Genomic DNA, 16,765 nt, shown 5'->3' with positions numbered 1-16,765 from the left:
ATGAAGCCAGCCGTTACCGTTCGCGACGCCACCGACGCGGACCTCCCCGTCATTCGAGACATCTATAACGACGCCGTCGAGCACACCACCGCGATTTGGAACGAGATTCTCGTCGACGTGGACAACCGCCGAGAGTGGTTGGCCGCGCGTCGGGCGAAGGGCTTCCCGGTGATCGTCGCGCAGCGCGGCGACGAGGTGCTCGGTTATGCCTCGTATGGCGACTGGCGTGCATTCGATGGCTATCGACACACCGTTGAGCATTCGATTTACATCGACAAGAACGCGCGCGGCGGCGGCGTGGGCGAAACGCTCATGCGGGCCCTGATCGAGCGTGCGCGCGCCGCAGATATTCACGTGATGATCGCGAGTATCGAAGCGCAAAACGCACCTTCGATTCGGTTGCACGAGAAGCTAGGCTTTCGCATCGTCGGTATTTTCAGCGAGGTGGGCACCAAGTTCGGCCGCTGGCTCGATCTCACGTGCATGGAATTGCGCATCGACTGAACGTGGCATGTTACCGCGCGCGAAAAACGATAAAAATCAGCGCGCTGCACAAAATAAATCGCAGCATCGCTTGGCATCGGGATGGCGCCATATTCCACGGGATATAGCGCCATTTCTGATTTGCCATAAGCAACATCACGCGCCCGAAATATCGCCCGCTCTCGCCCGCCGCGCGGTGCGCGATGCGCGCAAAGCCGCGCCAGTTCTCACGCAGTGCGTCATCCGTCACCTTGTCATTCACATAGGCGGCGTGTAGCCTTGAGAGGTCCGGTGTCACTCATGAAGCGTGGTCCTATAAGACTTCACGACGACATCACGGCAGATGAATGTCGCGCACTGCGCACAAGCATCGTGGGTCATGACTTTGCCCCAGGCGTCGTGATCGTAATCGTGCTGTTTTGCGTGCCGTTTTCCGTTTCGTGTTGGTGATACGTCCCCCCAAACAATAAGGCCGTACTCCCGGCCGACGGACGGAACGCATATGCCGCGCCTGCCAAGAAAACACTGTCCGCCAGCGGCAATGTCGAGCGATGACGCTCGTACATCTGCTGCTTCCGATACTCCCCAAGCGACCGACACTCCTGCCACGACATCCGGCTTTGCCATGTCGCGCCGCGGCTTTCTGAAAGCCTCGGTAATCGCGGGCATTTCGGTCTACATCGCCCCCATGGGCAGCCGCGCGTTCGCTGCGCTGTTCGAAGACAAGAACCTCACGCCGGTGGCGTGGGATGCTGCGACGGGGCAAGCCAAATTCCGCATCGACGGCACCGCCAAAGTCACCGGCGCGAAGATCTTCGCGCGCGACGTGCGTGCCGCCGACATGCCCGGCTGGCCGAAGCAGCAGGCACATGCCTTCGTGCTGCGCACAACGCTCGCCGACCGGCCGTATCTCGGCTTCGATCTCTCGCGTCTCGATGACGGGCTCAAGCCCGATCGCGTGGTGACGGCCGACGATTTCGCGCGCGACGGCGTCGCCTTCCCCGAGTTCTATGGCGACGACATGCTGTTGCCCACGGGCAAGACGCCCGCGTATCTCGGTCATGCCGTGGCGATTCTGATCTATCACGACTTCGCCCGTTTTCGCTTCGCCAAAGACAAGCTCAAGTTCCACGACGAAATCATTCGTTACGGCGACGTGAGCGGCCCGTTGGAACGCGACCCGTGGGGCACGTTCCGCTTCGTGCGCGTGGGTGGCAAAACGGCTTACGACGACGATGTCTATTCGAGCCTGAAAGACGCACCGATTTTCCCGAGCATGATGCGCAAGCACTTGCCGGTATGGCCCGACGGTAACGACCACGGCAAGCTCGACGAGCAAGGCATGGCGTACGCGGGCAAGATTGGCGAATCGCTCAAGAACCCGCCGGGCGACTGGTTGGTGATGTCGCGTGAGTACCGCACGCAGTCGGTCGACACGGCGGCGCTCGAACCCGATAACGCGAACTGCTGGTACGACGCGGCGACGCAAACGCTGCATATGGTCGTGCCCACGCAGTCGCCGTCCGAGGTGGCCGAAAACGCGGCCGCGATGGTGGCCAAGGGCCACTTCCCGGTCAAGCGTCTGATCGTCTACCCGTGCTACACCGTCGGTTACGGTTCGAAAGACCACTACAACATGCCGTTCTACGGGTTGGCTGCGGCGCTGTATGGCGACGGCCTGCCGGTGCGTCTGGCCAACGATCGTTACGAGCAATTCCAAACGTCGCTCAAGCGCCACGCGTTCACGATGCGTTATCGCATTGGCGTCGACAAGGCGAGCGGGATGTTGCAGGCGTTTGCCGCCGACATGGAGTGCAACGGCGGCGGGCGCATGAACTTTTCGCCGTCGGTCGCCATGGTGGGCGCGACTGCGGCGCAGTCGATCTACTACTTCCCGCAAAGCGATCTGGCGAGCGTGGCGATTGCCTCGCGCGCCATCGACGCCGGTTCGGCGCGCGGCTACGGCACGTTGCAGTCGATGGCCGCGACCGAAATGATGATCGATGAAATGGCCGCCCAACTGGGGCTCGATGCCATCGATTTCCGCATGAAGAACGCGCTGCGCTCGGGCATGAAGAACACGCAAGGCGCGATTCCTGCCGGTGCCGTGCGCGTTGACGAAGTGCTCGCGAAAGCGAAGGCGCATCCGCTCTGGACGCAGCGCGACAAGAAGAAGGCCGAGTACGAGGCGGCGCATCCGGGCCGCCGCTACGGTGTGGGTTTCGCTTGCGTGCAGAAAGACTTCGGCACGGGCGCGGAAACGTCGTTTGCACGTGTCGAGTTCGACGATCAAGGCAAGATCAGCCTGCATCACACGGCTGCCGAAATCGGCACGGGGACGTCGACGTCGCAGGCCGTGGCCGTCGCCAAGTGGCTGGGCATGCCCGCGACCGACGTGCATATCGCGATCACCGACTGGCCCGAGTTGCCCGTGGTGACGAGTGGCGATCCGTACCTGATGTCGCAAGCCGATCAAGACAAACTGGCCGCCAACCCGCGCTGGTCGCCGGGTTACGCCTCGCCGTCGAGCGCGACGAATTCGGCGTTCTATTTCACGCACAGCACGCGCGAAGCGGCGCGGTTGTTGTTCATGCAAGGGTTGTGGCCTGCGGCGCTCTCGATCTGGCGTCGGGGGCTTGGCGGCGGTCAGGCGGCACCGCTCGTGGTGCGCGTCGAAGATGCCCGCTGGGTCGATGGCAAGCTCTCGGCGGCCGGTATGGAAGCGCTGCCGATGGCCATGCTCGCGAAGACTGCCTATGAGATGGGGTTCGCCACGGGCGCGACGGTGCACGTGTTTAACCGCTGGCAGTGGGCCGAAGCCGATTGGGATCTCGGCGACGGCGTGACGCAACGCCTGCCGGTCGACGGCATTGCACTGCGCTATGGCAAGGGCGGTGCGGCGACGCCCGCTGCCGTCGCTCCGGTGCAGTCGGCTCCTGCCGTGAAGGGCGCGCATCGCAATGGCAATGCTCCGGCGAAGTCGGGCTCGGCGCATGCGTCTGCCGCGGCGTCGAATACTGCGGCAACACAAGTGGCCGCACCGACGCCCGCCACGGGCTATCGCGTGATCGATCGCAAGCGTGTGTACTACCCGCCTGTGCAGCGTAACAACGCGGCGGTGACGTATTACAGCGCGGTCGGCACGCTCGTCGAGCTCTCGGTACACGAGGCGACGGGCAAGGTCGAACTGCTCACGCATCACTCGATCATGGAGTGCGGCAATCAGATTTCGCCGCAGTTGGTATCTGGGCAGTTGCAGGGTGGCCTCGCGATGGGCATCGGTCACGCACTGCACGAGTACCTGCCGCTCTATGAAGACGGCCCGGGCAACGGCACGTGGAACTTCAACCGCTATCACCTGCCGCGCGCGACCGACGTCGCGGTATGGACGCAGACCGGTGAGGTGCTGCCGCCGATTTCGGAAACCGATGTGCCCAAGGGCATCGCCGAAGTGGTGATGATCCCCGTGGTGGGTGCGATCGTGAACGGCCTCGCGCATGCGATTGGCCATCGTTTTACTGACTTGCCGGTGACACCGGAGAAGATCCAGGAGGTACTGGCATGACGGACGCAGCAAACGCAACACCCAACACCAGCGCGGCAACCGCCAGCGCCCCGCAGGCAGCATCGGACGCCAGCGGCGCGATGAGCGCTGCGTCGGCACCGGCCGCTGCAAGCAACGCAGGTGCTGGCAACAATGGCGCGCCCGCTGCGGCGAATGGCAAAGCACCGTGGGACGTGATCCCCGTGACCGTGAAGGTCAACGGCGTCTCGCACGGCCCGTCGGATGTGCCTGCCGGTCTGATGATGATCGACTACCTGCACGAGACGCTGGGGCTGACTGGCTCGCGTTTGGGCTGTGGGCAAGGCATTTGCCACGCTTGCGTGGTGATCGTCGATCACGCCGACGGCACCAGCGAGACGGTGCGCACTTGCATCACCGGGGCGAATTACTTCGACGGCAAGACCGTGCGAACGGTTGAAGGCCATGCGACGCACGATGCCGACGGTAAAGTGACGCTGGCCCCGATTCAGCAGGCGTTTCTCGATCACTTCAGTTTCCAGTGCGGCTACTGCACGCCCGGTTTCGTGAACGCGGCGACGGTGCTCATCGAGAAGCTCAAGCGCAAACCGGTGGCACGTGCCGATCTCGAAGCGGCCATTACCGAAGGACTGAACGATCACATCTGCCGCTGCACAGGGTATGTGCGCTATTACGAGGCCGTGCGCGACGTCATTCTGAAGACGCCCGGCTGTCTGACCGACGCGAAGTGAGAGGACACGCCATGAACCAGAATCGTGTCACTTCTTCATCGTCTCTGCGTCAATTGGGTCGATTGGGCCGCCTGAGCGCCAGCGCGGTGTGCGTCACAGCGGCGTTGCTGCTTGCCGCCTGCAACGACTCGAATTCGCCCAAGCCGCCGGACCCGTCACAACCGTCGCAACCGCCCCAGCCTAAGACGTCGATGATGCCGTCGCTCGTCACGAGCGCAATGGCCGCCGATGCTCCGGCATCGGGGGCGGCATCAGCGGCGGCGAGTGCGGGCAATGCCTCGGGGGCAGCCGCTGCAACGGCGGTCGTGATGCCGCAGGGCAGCCCGGCATCGCCCGACGTGATCGCACGCGGCAAGTACCTTGCGCGCGCCGCCGATTGCGCGGCGTGTCACACGAGTGCGGACGGTGCGCCGTTCGCCGGTGGCGTGCCGCTCAAGTCGCCGTTCGGCACGTTCTACGGCACCAACATCACGCCCGACAAGGCCAACGGCATCGGCAATTGGACGGCCGACGACTTCTATCGCGCACTGCACGATGGCAAGGCCCCGGACAAGGTGCTGTATCCGGCCATGCCGTACACGTCGTACCGCCAGATGACGCGCGCCGATAGCGATGCGATCTACGCGTATCTGATGTCGGTCAAGCCGGTGGCGGTGGCCAATCGGAAGCATGATCTTTCGTTCCCGTACAACATGCGTTTCGGCATGCGCTTCTGGGACTGGATCTTCTTGAAAGACACTCTGCCCGATGCGTCGAAGGGGCAGTCGGCCGATTGGCTGCGCGGCCGTTATCTGGCCAATGCGCTGGGCCACTGCGCGGAATGTCACACGCCGCGCGGGACGTTCGGGCAACTCGATGGCGCGAAGCCGCTCGGCGGCGCTGCGCTCGCGCGTATCGCCGCACCGGACCTCACGCCTGAGGCGCTGGCCGCGCGCGGCTGGACGGCAAAAGACTTGCAGACGTTCTTCGGCACCGGCATTGCCCCGCAGGGTTCGGCGTTCGGCGAGATGTATCCGGTGGTGCACTTGAGCACGCAGTATCTGAGCCCGGACGATCTGCGCTCGCTGAGCACCTATCTGCTGGGGGATGCGGCGCCTGAGCCGAAGCCGCTGCCGACGAATCCGGACACGAGCAAACTCGTGGCAGGACGCAACATGTATCTGGCCGTGTGCGCCGGTTGTCACGCTGCGGATGGCACGGGCAAGCCGCACGTGGCGGTGCCGATGCTGGGCAATTCGACGGTGCGCCAGAAAGATCCGCGCAACCTGATCATCGCGATTCTGGATGGAATCGAGCCGCAGAAATTCCCGGGGCTCGAAGCGATGCAGGATATGCCCGGTTTCGACAAGCGCCTGACCGATGCGCAGATCTCGGAACTGACCAACTATCTGCGCGTGGCGTACGGTGGTCAGCCCGGCGATGTGAACTCGGAAATCGTCAAGCAACTGCGTCAGAAGTAACGCGAAGTTGCAGAACGTTGCGCCATCGGTCGTGACGTCTGCGCGCTTCGATATCAAGCGCACGCGATGGCAGAGATGCCGCGCGTGCGCTTTTTCTTTGCCGCTGCCGTCTGTCGTGCGAACTGGCGCATAATGCGCGCCATGTCTCGGACCCAACGCCTTTTTTCCCTCATGCAACTGCTGCGCCGTCACCGGTATCCGGTGGCGGGGGCGGCGCTCGCCGACTCGCTCGGCGTGAGCTTGCGCACGCTGTATCGCGACATCGCCACCTTGCAGGCGCAAGGTGCGCATATCGAAGGCGCGCCGGGGCTCGGCTACGTGCTCAAGCCCGGTTTTCTGCTGCCGCCGCTGATGTTCTCCGAAGAAGAAATCGAAGCGATCGTGCTCGGCTCTCGCTGGGTCGCCAATCGCACCGATGGGGCATTGGCCGACGCGGCGGGCAATGCGCTGGCGAAGATTGCGGCCGTGCTGCCTGCCGATCTGCGTGCGTCGCTCGAAGCATCGACGCTGCTGATCGGCCCGGGCGACCCGCTGCCGCCGATGACGGTCGACCTGACCGTCATTCGAGAGGCGATTCGTACCGAGCGCAAGCTGCATTTGGCGTATCGCGACGAAGCCGGGAAGACGTCCGAGCGGGTGATCTGGCCGTTCGCACTGGGCTTTTTCGAACGCGTGCGGATGGTGGTGGCGTGGTGCGAACTGCGCGATGGCTTTCGCCACTTTCGCGCCGACCGGATCGAGTCGATGACGGTGTCCGAGGCGCGCTATCCGCGCGGTCGGCGCACGCTGCTCAAGGCATGGCGGGAGACCACGGGGCGGCAGTAAGTGCGCCGGTGGTCGACATGTCGGCTACTGACAAAAACTGACAGCATGTCCTTCTACGATATGGCCAATGACGACGCACGCCGAGGTGTTGCCAGCGTGTGATACGTCAGTTATCCAAATCGACAGGAGCTAGTCATGCCGCATCCCAATATGGTCATTCTGTATGTCGCGAATCCGCCGGAGAGCGCCGCGTTTTATGCCGACTTGTTCGACCTCGAACCGGTCGAAACATCGCCGGGTTTTGCGCTCTTCGTGTTCCCGAATGGATTGAAGCTGGGTCTGTGGGCGAAGCACACGGTGGTGCCCACGATCATTGCGCCGCCGGGCGGCAGCGAAGTGGTGCTGCCGGTGGCGTCCAACGCCCATGTGGACGCCACCTATGAAGACTGGTCGGCACGCGGTATCGCGATTTTGCAAGCGCCGACCACGATGGACTTCGGGCGTACGTTTGTCGCGTCTGACCCCGACGGACATCGTCTGCGCGTGTACAAGCTGGCAGACGAGCCGAAGTAAGGCGCGGGTGAGACGGCGGCTGCGGCGGTTGCGGCAGCCGTGAAGGCTTAGGCGGCGACGGCGGACGTGACGGCTGCGGCGGTTATGACGCCGAGGCCGTCTTCACCAACACCGGCGTGTCGCGATACAGCGTGGGGAACAGTCGCTGGAGGTCTTTCACCTTCGGCAGATCGTTGATCACGATGTACGGATACGTCGGGTGTTCCGTCAGAAAGTCCTGATGGTAGCCCTCGGCCGCATAGAAGCCCGTGTACTTCTCGACCTTCGTCGCGATCGGTTTCGAGAACGCATGCGAGGCGTCGAGTTGCGCGATGTAAGCCGTCGCCACTTGGCGCTGCGCATCGGTCATCGGGAAGACGGCGGAGCGGTACTGCGTGCCGCTGTCCGGGCCCTGACGATTGAGCTCGGTTGGATTGTGCGCGACCGAGAAGTAAATTTGCAGCAGCTTGCCGTACGACACCTTCTGCGGATCGAACGTGACTTGGACCGATTCGGCATGGCCGGTGCTGCCGGAGCTCACGGTCTCGTAGTCGGCGGTTTTCGCCGTGCCGCCTGCATAGCCGGAAACGGCCTTCGTCACGCCCTGCACATGCTGAAAGACCCCTTGGACGCCCCAGAAGCAGCCGCCTGCAAAGACGGCCGTCTCCGTGCGCGCGCCAGTGGCGGGTTCGTCGAGTTTCGGCGCGGCGATCGATACTGCTGGCTCTGCGCCGCCGAAAGCGTACGCGCCGACCTGCCAGGTGAGAACGCCAGCGGCGACGGTGGCTGCGGCCAAGAACGTACGGCGAAGTCCGGATGCCAATGCCGACCGAGTGGTTTTGCCAGGCAGGGCGGTGTCTGCCGCAGGGGCAGCCGGGGCGGCAGGGGCGTTGTGTTGCGAATGTGGCTTGTTCATCTGAAAACTCCCGATTCGATCAACCGAAGGTGAAGGCGTAGGCCGACACGCCCGGATCCAGAAACTCGATGCTGAAGGTGCGATCGCTCACGTCGCCGGACTGGCGCACTAGCTGATACAGACGCTGCGAGGTCACGGTGCCTGTGCCGTCGGCGGCCACGTCGGTGCCGTGGGCGTCGCCCGGAGCCTGACCGTCGACCGTCACACGAAAGCGCACGGGCTTGCCGTTGGCATCCGGGCCCAGCACCAGATGCAGATCGCGTGCGTGAAAGCGGTAGACGATGCGGGCACCCGCCTTGGTGGCGGTGGCGTGCTCCGCGCCGACCGTCCACGCCCCGCCGAGGCCCCACGCATTGAGCGAAGGCATCGACGGTGCGCGGTAGTCGGTGGCCTGATTGCGCACGGCACCGCCCGGCGAGGCGAAGTTCTCTGCGCGTTCGTAGCCGACGTAGGTCTCCGGCGAGCGCACGTCGCGCATGTCGGCGGCTTGTTGAATGCCAGTGGCTTGCACGTCGGCAATGTTGCTGGCGACTTGCGTGGCACCGGCTTCGCGCAGCAGTTGCTGGATCACGCGCTCGGACTCGGCATAGTTGCCTTCGCCGAAGTGGTGATAACGCACCCGGCCTTCTGCATCGACGAAGTAGTGCGCTGGCCAGTACTGGTTATTGAAGGCGCGCCAGATCGCGTAGTTGTTGTCGATGGCGACGGGGTAGTCGACGCCGAGGTCTTTCACGGCTTTCTTGACGTTGCCGATATCGCGCTCGAAGGCAAACTCCGGCGCATGGACACCGATGACGACGAGGCCCTGATCGCGGTACTTCTGCGCCCACGCCTTCACGTACGGGAGCGTGCGCAGGCAGTTGATGCAGGAGTACGTCCAGAAGTCGATGAGGACGACCTTGCCGCGCAACGCTTGTGCCGTGAGCGGCGGCGAGTTGAGCCACTGCACCGCGCCGTCGAGCGGGGGTAACTGGCCTTCGACCGGCAGCGGGGCGGGGTCAGCGGCTGACCCGGACGCGGCCGTGCGCGTCATGGCGTTGCTGGTTGCCATCATGGCCGGACCGCCGTTTGCCGTGTCACCCCCCGCATCGTTGGCTGGTTGTGCCCCGGCGGCATTCGCATCGGCACCGCCATTGGTGCCGTTCGCCCCATTCGCTCCATCGCGGCGAGCGCCAAGCTGATCGACGAGCTTTTGCTCGATGCCACCGGTCGACGCGGTCGAGAGTTGCGCCAGCACGCCGGTATCGAGTCCGAGGGCGATGGCGGCCACCCCCGCGATCATCAGACCGCCGAGCACGCGGCGAATCCATTCGCCAGCGCCGAGCGAGCGCTTCATCGCGGAGAAGACGCGTCCACCGACGAGCAACGCTAAGGCGAGCGATGTCGCGGCACCTGCGGCGTACGCGAACAGCAGCAACGTTGTGCCGATGCTCGCCCCTTGCAAAGCGGCGCCCGTGAGCAGCAGCCCGAGGATCGGACCGGCGCACGGCGCCCACAGCAAGCCAGTGGCGATGCCCAGCAGGAACGACGCGCCGGGGCGGGCGCCGGACGTTGCCGAATCGCCGGTCGAGCCATCGCCCTGTGTCGACTGCGACAGGCGGTCGCCCAGCAACACGAGCGGATGGGTCAAGCGTTCGGCGAGCTTCGGGAACAGCAGCGTGGCACCGAACAGGGCGACCAGCGCGAGGGCGAGCCAGCGGCCATATTGGTTGGCTTGCACGACCCAGCTACCGCCCACGGCGGCGAGGGTGGCGACGAGCGCGAACATCAGCACCATCCCGGCGAGCATCGGCAGCACGCTGCGCGAGAACGACTGCCCCGCGCGCGAGAACACGAATGGCAACACCGGCAAGATGCATGGACTGACGATGGTCAGGATCCCGCCGAGATAGGCGAGGATGAGCAAGGTCATGAAAGCACTCCTTTAGCGAGATCCGGCTGCGCCGGGGGTATTTTTGTTAGGGATCACGCGGAAATCAGGCAGGTTGCGGGCGGAACGTCATGGCCAGCCCGTTCATGCAGTAGCGCAGGCCGGTCGGCTTGGGGCCGTCATCGAACACATGGCCCAGATGGCCGCCGCAGCGTCGGCAGTGCACTTCCGTGCGAATCATCCCGAAACTGGTGTCGGTGTGCGTGCCGACGGCGTTATCGAGCGGCGTCCAGAAGCTCGGCCAGCCGGTATGGCTGTCGAACTTGGTGCGCGACGAGAAGACCGGCAAGGCGCACCCGGCGCAAAAGAACGTGCCGGTACGGTGTTCGTCGTTAAGCGGGCTGGAATACGGCCGCTCGGTGCCTTCCTGCCGAAGGATCTCGTATTGGGCGGGCGTCAGACGCTTGCGCCATTCGGCGTCGCTGTAGGCCACTTCGAAGTGGTCCGGCTTGCCCGCGCCCTTGGCGTCGTCGGCACGGGCCGGACGCACGAGGCGCGGCACGAGCCCGGCGGCCAGCGCGGCAGCCGCTGCCGTGGCGCTCAGCAGAAACAGGCGGCGCGGCGTGGATTGGCGCTCGCCGGAGGCTGTGGCAAGGGCGGAAGGGGCATCAGTCTGAGACGTTTGGGATGGCTTGTTGCCGGACAACTTCATGGCATCCTCCGGTGGGTGGGCCGATGGTGGATCGATGACTGAAGGGTAGTGCGTCCGGGGTGGCGAAGTCCTCACGTAAGATTAAACAATTCGTGATACCTCGCGCGGCCCGAACTGCGCACAATGAGGTCTCCAAGACCCACCTTTTCCGGGAGCTGTCCCTACGATGGATTCGCCGCGCCGTGTCTTGCTCGTCGAAGACGACGTGCATATTGCCGACCTGCTCACGCTGCACCTGCGCGACGAGCGTTTCGAGGTCGTGCATGCCGCCGATGGCGACGAGGGCCTGCGCCGCCTGTCCGAAGGCGGCTGGGATGCCCTGATTCTCGACCTGATGCTGCCCGGTGTCGATGGCCTCGAAATCTGCCGCCGCGCCCGCGAAATGACGCGCTACACCCCAATCATCATCACCAGTGCCCGTGCCAGCGAAGTCCACCGCATTCTCGGGCTGGAACTGGGCGCGGACGACTATCTGGCCAAGCCGTTTTCCGTGCTGGAACTGGTCGCGCGGGTCAAGGCGCTCATGCGCCGGGTGGACGCGCTGGCCCGCAATGCCCGCATGGAGGCCGGAAGTCTCGCCGTGGCGGGCTTGTTTATCGATCCGATTGCGCGCGAGGCGACGCTGGGTGGCAAGTTGCTCGACCTGACGCCGCGCGAATTCGACCTGCTGTATTTCTTCGCCCGTCAGCCGGGCAAAGTGTTCTCCCGGATGGATCTGCTCAATGCTGTCTGGGGCTACCAGCACGAGGGCTACGAGCATACGGTCAACACCCATATCAACCGCCTGCGCGCGAAGATCGAGGCCGACCCCGCGCAACCGGCGCGCATTCTCACGGTCTGGGGGCGCGGCTATAAGTTCGCGAGCGATGCGTCGTCCGACGGCAATTCGACCGATGCAGGGGCGGCATGATGCGCAAATGGAATCTCACGCTGACCCAGCGTCTTTCGCTCGTCTTCGCGGTGTTGCTGCTGGTGTGCTGCGGCACGTCGGCATGGCTGCAAGTGCGTGCTAACCGCATGCACGAGGCCGAAGTGATTCAAGGGCTCTCGCGCGGGCTGGCCGAGCATATCGCCGCCAATGCGCAACTCATGGACGCCAACGGCATGAAGCCGGATGCCGTGCGGCGTCTGTTCGGACAACTCATGGTGGTGAACCCGAGCGTCGAGGTGTATCTGCTCGACGAACAGGGGCGCATTACGGGGCACGCCGCACCGGAAGGACATCTGCGGCGCACGCAGATCGATCTCGCGCCCGTGCATCGGCTCATCGACGGCGAGGCGTTACCGATTTATGGCGACGACCCGCGCAACACCGATGTGCGCAAGGTCTTCAGCGCTGCGCCGTTGCGGGTGAATGGGCAGGAGGTCGGCTATATCTATGTGGTGCTATTGGGCGAAGCCCACGATCGTTTCGCCGCACGCGGGGCGACGAGTGCGGCGCTCAATACAGCGTTGTGGTCGATCGGATTGGTGGCGGCGCTGTGTCTGATCGCCGGTCTGGCGGCGTTTGCATGGATCACTCGCCCATTGCGCCGCCTGACGGATACGGTGCGCGAATTCGATATCGACGCCGCGCCCGCGCCGCTGCCTGCCGTCTCCGCCGATGAACTGGCGTCGCAACAGGCGCGGCCGAACGACGAGATCGTGGTGCTGGAGCGCGCGTTCCGGCAGATGGTGGATCGGCTTGGCGAGCAATGGCGCACGCTCACGCGGCAGGATCAAGAGCGGCGCGAGTTGATCGCCAATATTTCGCATGATTTGCGCACGCCGCTCTCGTCGCTGCACGGGTATCTGGAAACGCTATCGCTCAAGGACGCCACGCTCACGCCTGCCGACCGGCGACGCTATCTGGGCATCGCGCTCGACCAAAGCCGCAAGGTGGGGGCGCTGGCGCAGTCGCTGTTCGAGCTGGCGCGTCTGGAGCACGGTTTCGTGCAGCCCGAGGCCGAGCCGTTCTCGGTGACCGACCTGATTCAGGATGTATTCCAGAAATTCGAACTCAGTGCTGAGTCGCGTGGCGTGGCACTAAGGGCACAACTCGCGCCGCAGGTGCCGACCGCGCGCGCCGATCTGGGGTTGATCGAGCGTGTGTTTACCAATCTGTTGGAAAACGCGCTGCGCTATACGCCGTCGGGCGGTGAGATTCTGGTGTCGGTGGCGCCCGCAGGGGCGGAGATTGAAGTGCGTGTGAGCGACACGGGACCGGGCATTCCCGAGAGTGCGCGTGAAGGCCTCTTCGAGCGGCCCTTCACCGTGGGCGGCGCGCGACGCGAGGGCGGGTTGGGCTTGCGCATCGTGCACCGCATTCTGCAACTGCACGGACGCCGGATCACGTTAGTGGAAACGCCGGCCGGTCAGTCGGGCCGCGGCGCGACGTTCCGCTTTACTCTGCCGACGTGAGTTTGCCTGCCGGAACGGCGGCATCGAAATAGGTCAGTTTGCGCACGAAGACGTTGGCAAACGGATCGATCTTCTCGCCATTCGACGACGGCGAAGTAATCACCACGCGCACGACGTTGCCGCGCTTGTCGTGGCGATAGTGATACTCCGACACGTGGCGCTCGCCGGTGGCGGCATCGGTGCGCGTGACGCGCACGAGTTCGTGACGCGGCGAATATTCCGAGACTTCGTTATCCCACGCGAGTGGCAGCCATTGGCCGTCGATGTACGCGGCAGCGCCCGTGTCGCGCACGATACGGCTGCCGTCGGGCTTGCGCTCCACGTTGGCAAACGTGCGGTAGGAAACGACTTTGGGGGCGGCGCGCACTTTGCCGTCGGCGGTGATGATCTGACGCGACTCGTTGGGGGCTTCCCACTGACGTGAGAGTACGAAGCATTCGTCGTCGAACAGGCGCGCCTGCAAGCTGCCCTGGCGGCGATGGTGCGTGCCATTCGCGCCCACCAGAATGCGCCGTGTCCATTCGACGTGGTCGCCGTCCTGGCGCACTTGCTCCCGCCAGGTACCACGCTTCGTCGCACCGTTCACGATCCACTCGTCGTCGCCTTGCCACGCGACGGACGCGCCATCCACGCTCAACAAACGGCCATCGGCGGCGTAGGTATAGCGTCCCCGGTCGGTGCTGGCGAGCAAGTGCCCCTGCGGATCGAAATCCATCACGAAGCGGTTGCCGTTATCGAGCGCGCCGACCTTGCCCGTGGCACGGTCGTAGCTGGCAATAAAGCGGGTTTCTTCGATACGGCGCACACCGGCGGGGATGCCGCCGAAGTTACGCATCAGGTCATCTTCTTCACGCAGCGAGGTTTGCACGCACCACGGCAACGGCGCGGGCGGTGCGCTCGCGGCTTGGGGGGCATTGTCGGCGGGAGAGGCTGTGGCCGGGGCGCTGGCAGCCGCGCTCGACTGGGAGGCTTGCTCCGTCAGGCGCGGCGGGCTGGAGGCACAACCGGCGAGGAGAACAGCCAGGGCGAGAGAACCAAGAACAGAACGCGCGGAGAACACGGATCGGACAGGTCGGACAGATAAAGCGGACGTCATCACGAAAGGTTGCCGGAGAAATTTTCCCCCGATTGTACCGGCACTCTGTGACGGGTTCCTGGCTTTGCCCGGAGGGTGTCGGTATGCGGGCAGCCTAAGTATTTGTTTTTGCTGCGCTTGACCCTTATCATTGCCGGAAAGTTTTGACCATAAAGCGATGTTTCCCCGGGGATGCATATGGGCGAGTGGATCAGAAAGTCAGCGGCGCCTCACGACGCGGTACATGTCGTGCAGGGCAAGGCGTCCGGCATGGGGAGCGGTACCGAGTTTTCGGACAATCGCCCCGAGGCCGAAGCGCTGCGCCAGATGAAGTCGATGGCGGAAAACAGCCCACGGATGGTCGCGCAGCGCGAAGCGCAGGCGCCGATCAATCGGACTGGACTCCCCGACTCACTCAAGGCCGGTGTCGAATCGCTCTCCGGCATGAGCCTGGATCACGTGCAAGTGCACTACAACTCGTCGGCCCCGGCGCAGCTCAATGCCCATGCCTATGCGCAGGGCAGTGACATCCATCTCGCTCCCGGACAAGAACACCACCTCCCGCATGAAGCCTGGCACGTCGTGCAGCAGGCGCAGGGCAGAGTCCAGCCCACGATGCAGATGAAAACCGGCGTGCCGATCAACGACGACACCGGGTTGGAGCGTGAAGCCGACGAGATGGGGGCGAAAGCGCTGGCTTCCGGCCAATCGGCGCCTGCCCAGATGGCGGGGCCAGGCCATGCACTGGATGACGACGAGCTCATACAGCGCAAGATCGGACGGAAGTCATGACCCACGGCACGGCATCTGACGGCCCTGAACGCGATGACCCCGCTGGCGGGACACTCGCTGCCCGCCCACGCTCGGCAACGCACGGCCTGGTGGCCGCCTGCGGGTTGCTGGCCTTTCTTGCGTCTCTTGCACTTCTGCGCCTCTACCGTCCCTTCGGCAACGATGTCGTGGCCTCGGCGCTGTTCATGATCGGTATGACCTCGGCGGTGCTGCTGCTCGTTGATCTGTCGTGGCAGAAGTCGTACCGGCGCACCTCCACCGGTTTGAGCTTCGAGCGCGATACCCCGTCGTGGTCTCGCACAGGCTTCAAGTTCGCCGGACTGCTGGGCAGTCTTGGGTTTGTCGCGCTGCTGTACTGGCTCTTTCCCGAGTATCACGGCGATTTTTACGATCGCTATTACCGGATGCTGAGTTGGATACTGCCGCCGTGGTTGCTGCTGGCCGTGCCGTACATCCACTTCGTCGATCGCCGGATGCCGCAGCCGTTTGACGGCTATTGGCATCTGGGGCAAGTGGTGACGTTGCAGTGGCGCGGGGTGGATGGCCGCATCTTGGGCCAGCATCTGCTGGGCTGGGTGGTGAAAGGGTTCTTCCTGCCGCTGATGTTCGGCTACTTGTGCGATGACCTCACCCGCTTTATGAACGCGGACTTCGCGCAACTCACCGGCTTCAAGGCTTGGTTCGACCTCTTGTACGGTCTGTGCTATTTCATCGACGTGGGGCTGGTGGCCATGGGCTACCTGCTGACGCTACGCGTGGCCGATACGCACTTACGCTCCACCGAGCCGACGATGCTGGGCTGGGCGGTGGCGCTGGCTTGTTATGAACCGTTCTGGTCGCTGATCGGGCGTCAGTACCTGCGCTACGAGACTGGTTTCGCGTGGGGGCAGTGGCTGTGGGGCTCGTCGCTGCTGTATGGCATTTGGGGCTGCGCGATTCTGGCCCTCACGATGATCTACGTTTGGGCCACCATCAGCTTCGGCGCACGTTTCTCCAACCTGACCCATCGCGGCATCATCACCAATGGCCCGTATCGCTGGACGAAACACCCGGCGTACGTGGCGAAGAATTTGTCGTGGTGGCTGATTTACATTCCGTTCGTCGCTCACGGGCCGCTCGACGAGGCGCTGCGCCACTGCTTGCTCTTGCTCGGGGTCAACGGAATCTATGCCATGCGTGCGTGGACCGAAGAGCGGCACCTGTCGCGCGACCCGGTCTATGTGGCCTACGCGAAGTGGGTCGACGCAAATGGGCTGTTCCGGTTTCTGCCCCGTTGGCCCTTGCGGGGCGGGCGCCAGCCGGTGCAGAACGCCGGCTGAGCGGGTGCCGGACTGGCCCGATCCAGGTTCAAACGAAAGAATATTCACCTCCGGGAAAACCCCGCGTCTTGAAATCGTAAAACCCCGTCCCTATAATTAGCACTCGTTGGCGTAGAGTGCTAACGTCATGAATTCACCATATGTGC

15 protein-coding genes are annotated in these 16,765 nt (G+C 64.1%); 10 read left to right on the top strand and 5 right to left on the bottom strand.

What is annotated here, in order from left to right; all coding sequences use genetic code 11:
* The gene (locus tag PPN31114_RS22415; RefSeq protein ID WP_150681690.1) at positions 1-504 is read left to right on the top strand and encodes a GNAT family N-acetyltransferase; all 504 of its coding nucleotides are present in this window, start codon (positions 1-3) and stop codon (positions 502-504) included.
* 10 nt (positions 505-514) lie between these two features.
* Here the strand turns inward: PPN31114_RS22415 and PPN31114_RS22410 are convergent, their stop codons facing one another.
* Complete coding sequence (locus tag PPN31114_RS22410) at positions 515-781, bottom strand: hypothetical protein (protein WP_150681689.1); 267 nt, start codon at positions 779-781, stop codon at positions 515-517.
* 327 nt (positions 782-1,108) lie between these two features.
* On the opposite strand from PPN31114_RS22410, the gene PPN31114_RS22405 reads away from it, so the two are divergent.
* The 5 genes from PPN31114_RS22405 (at position 1,109) to PPN31114_RS22385 (ending at position 7,556) form a co-directional block, all read left to right on the top strand.
* Positions 1,109-4,048: a xanthine dehydrogenase family protein molybdopterin-binding subunit gene (locus tag PPN31114_RS22405; protein WP_150681688.1), complete on the top strand. Its 2,940-nt coding sequence runs from the start codon at positions 1,109-1,111 to the stop codon at positions 4,046-4,048.
* On the top strand, positions 4,045-4,758 hold the full coding sequence (locus PPN31114_RS22400) for a (2Fe-2S)-binding protein (RefSeq protein WP_246182695.1): 714 nt from the start codon (positions 4,045-4,047) through the stop codon (positions 4,756-4,758). The genes PPN31114_RS22405 and PPN31114_RS22400 overlap by 4 nt, the downstream gene beginning before the upstream one ends.
* Positions 4,759-4,949: 191 nt before the next feature.
* A complete protein-coding gene (locus tag PPN31114_RS22395) occupies positions 4,950-6,218 on the top strand; it encodes a cytochrome c (protein WP_246182703.1) in 1,269 nt (422 codons plus the stop codon).
* Positions 6,219-6,359: 141 nt separating this feature from the next.
* A complete protein-coding gene (locus tag PPN31114_RS22390) occupies positions 6,360-7,043 on the top strand; it encodes a helix-turn-helix transcriptional regulator (protein WP_150681687.1) in 684 nt (227 codons plus the stop codon).
* Between the two features lie 135 nt (positions 7,044-7,178).
* The gene (locus PPN31114_RS22385; RefSeq protein ID WP_150681686.1) at positions 7,179-7,556 is read left to right on the top strand and encodes a VOC family protein; all 378 of its coding nucleotides are present in this window, start codon (positions 7,179-7,181) and stop codon (positions 7,554-7,556) included.
* An 82-nt stretch (positions 7,557-7,638) separates the two neighbouring features.
* Here PPN31114_RS22385 and msrA read toward each other — a convergent pair whose 3' ends face one another.
* The 3 genes from msrA to msrB form a co-directional block, all read right to left on the bottom strand.
* Positions 7,639-8,451: a peptide-methionine (S)-S-oxide reductase MsrA gene (gene msrA, locus PPN31114_RS22380; protein WP_150681685.1), complete on the bottom strand. Its 813-nt coding sequence runs from the start codon at positions 8,449-8,451 to the stop codon at positions 7,639-7,641.
* Between the two features lie 19 nt (positions 8,452-8,470).
* The gene (locus PPN31114_RS22375; protein WP_150681684.1) at positions 8,471-10,363 is read right to left on the bottom strand and encodes a cytochrome c biogenesis protein DipZ; all 1,893 of its coding nucleotides are present in this window, start codon (positions 10,361-10,363) and stop codon (positions 8,471-8,473) included.
* A gap of 64 nt (positions 10,364-10,427) precedes the next feature.
* Positions 10,428-11,033 (bottom strand): peptide-methionine (R)-S-oxide reductase MsrB, encoded by a 606-nt coding sequence (gene msrB, locus PPN31114_RS22370; RefSeq protein WP_217426976.1) that lies wholly within the window; start codon positions 11,031-11,033, stop codon positions 10,428-10,430.
* A gap of 166 nt (positions 11,034-11,199) precedes the next feature.
* Here msrB and PPN31114_RS22365 point away from each other — a divergent pair, with 166 nt between their 5' ends.
* Positions 11,200-11,943, top strand: a complete 744-nt coding sequence (locus PPN31114_RS22365; protein WP_150681683.1) for a response regulator transcription factor — start codon at positions 11,200-11,202, stop codon at positions 11,941-11,943.
* A complete protein-coding gene (locus PPN31114_RS22360) occupies positions 11,940-13,433 on the top strand; it encodes a sensor histidine kinase (RefSeq protein ID WP_150681682.1) in 1,494 nt (497 codons plus the stop codon). Before PPN31114_RS22365 ends, PPN31114_RS22360 begins: the two co-directional genes overlap by 4 nt.
* Here the strand turns inward: PPN31114_RS22360 and PPN31114_RS22355 are convergent.
* Positions 13,417-14,301, bottom strand: a complete 885-nt coding sequence (locus PPN31114_RS22355; protein ID WP_150681681.1) for a hypothetical protein — start codon at positions 14,299-14,301, stop codon at positions 13,417-13,419. The genes PPN31114_RS22360 and PPN31114_RS22355 overlap by 17 nt on opposite strands.
* 405 nt (positions 14,302-14,706) lie before the next feature.
* Between PPN31114_RS22355 and PPN31114_RS22350 the strand changes: the two genes are divergently transcribed.
* Entirely contained in the window at positions 14,707-15,300 is a 594-nt protein-coding gene (locus PPN31114_RS22350; protein ID WP_246182694.1) for an eCIS core domain-containing protein, read from the top strand.
* A complete protein-coding gene (locus PPN31114_RS22345; RefSeq protein WP_150681680.1) occupies positions 15,297-16,619 on the top strand; it encodes an isoprenylcysteine carboxylmethyltransferase family protein in 1,323 nt (440 codons plus the stop codon). Before PPN31114_RS22350 ends, PPN31114_RS22345 begins: the two co-directional genes overlap by 4 nt.
* The last annotated feature ends 146 nt before the right edge of the window (positions 16,620-16,765 follow it).

Origin of the sequence: Pandoraea pneumonica (assembly GCF_902459645.1) — a bacterium.
GTDB classification, from domain to species: Bacteria; Pseudomonadota; Gammaproteobacteria; order Burkholderiales; family Burkholderiaceae; genus Pandoraea; species Pandoraea pneumonica.
Note: the sequence above shows the minus strand (reverse complement) of the source record. Positions and strands in the feature narration are given on the sequence as shown.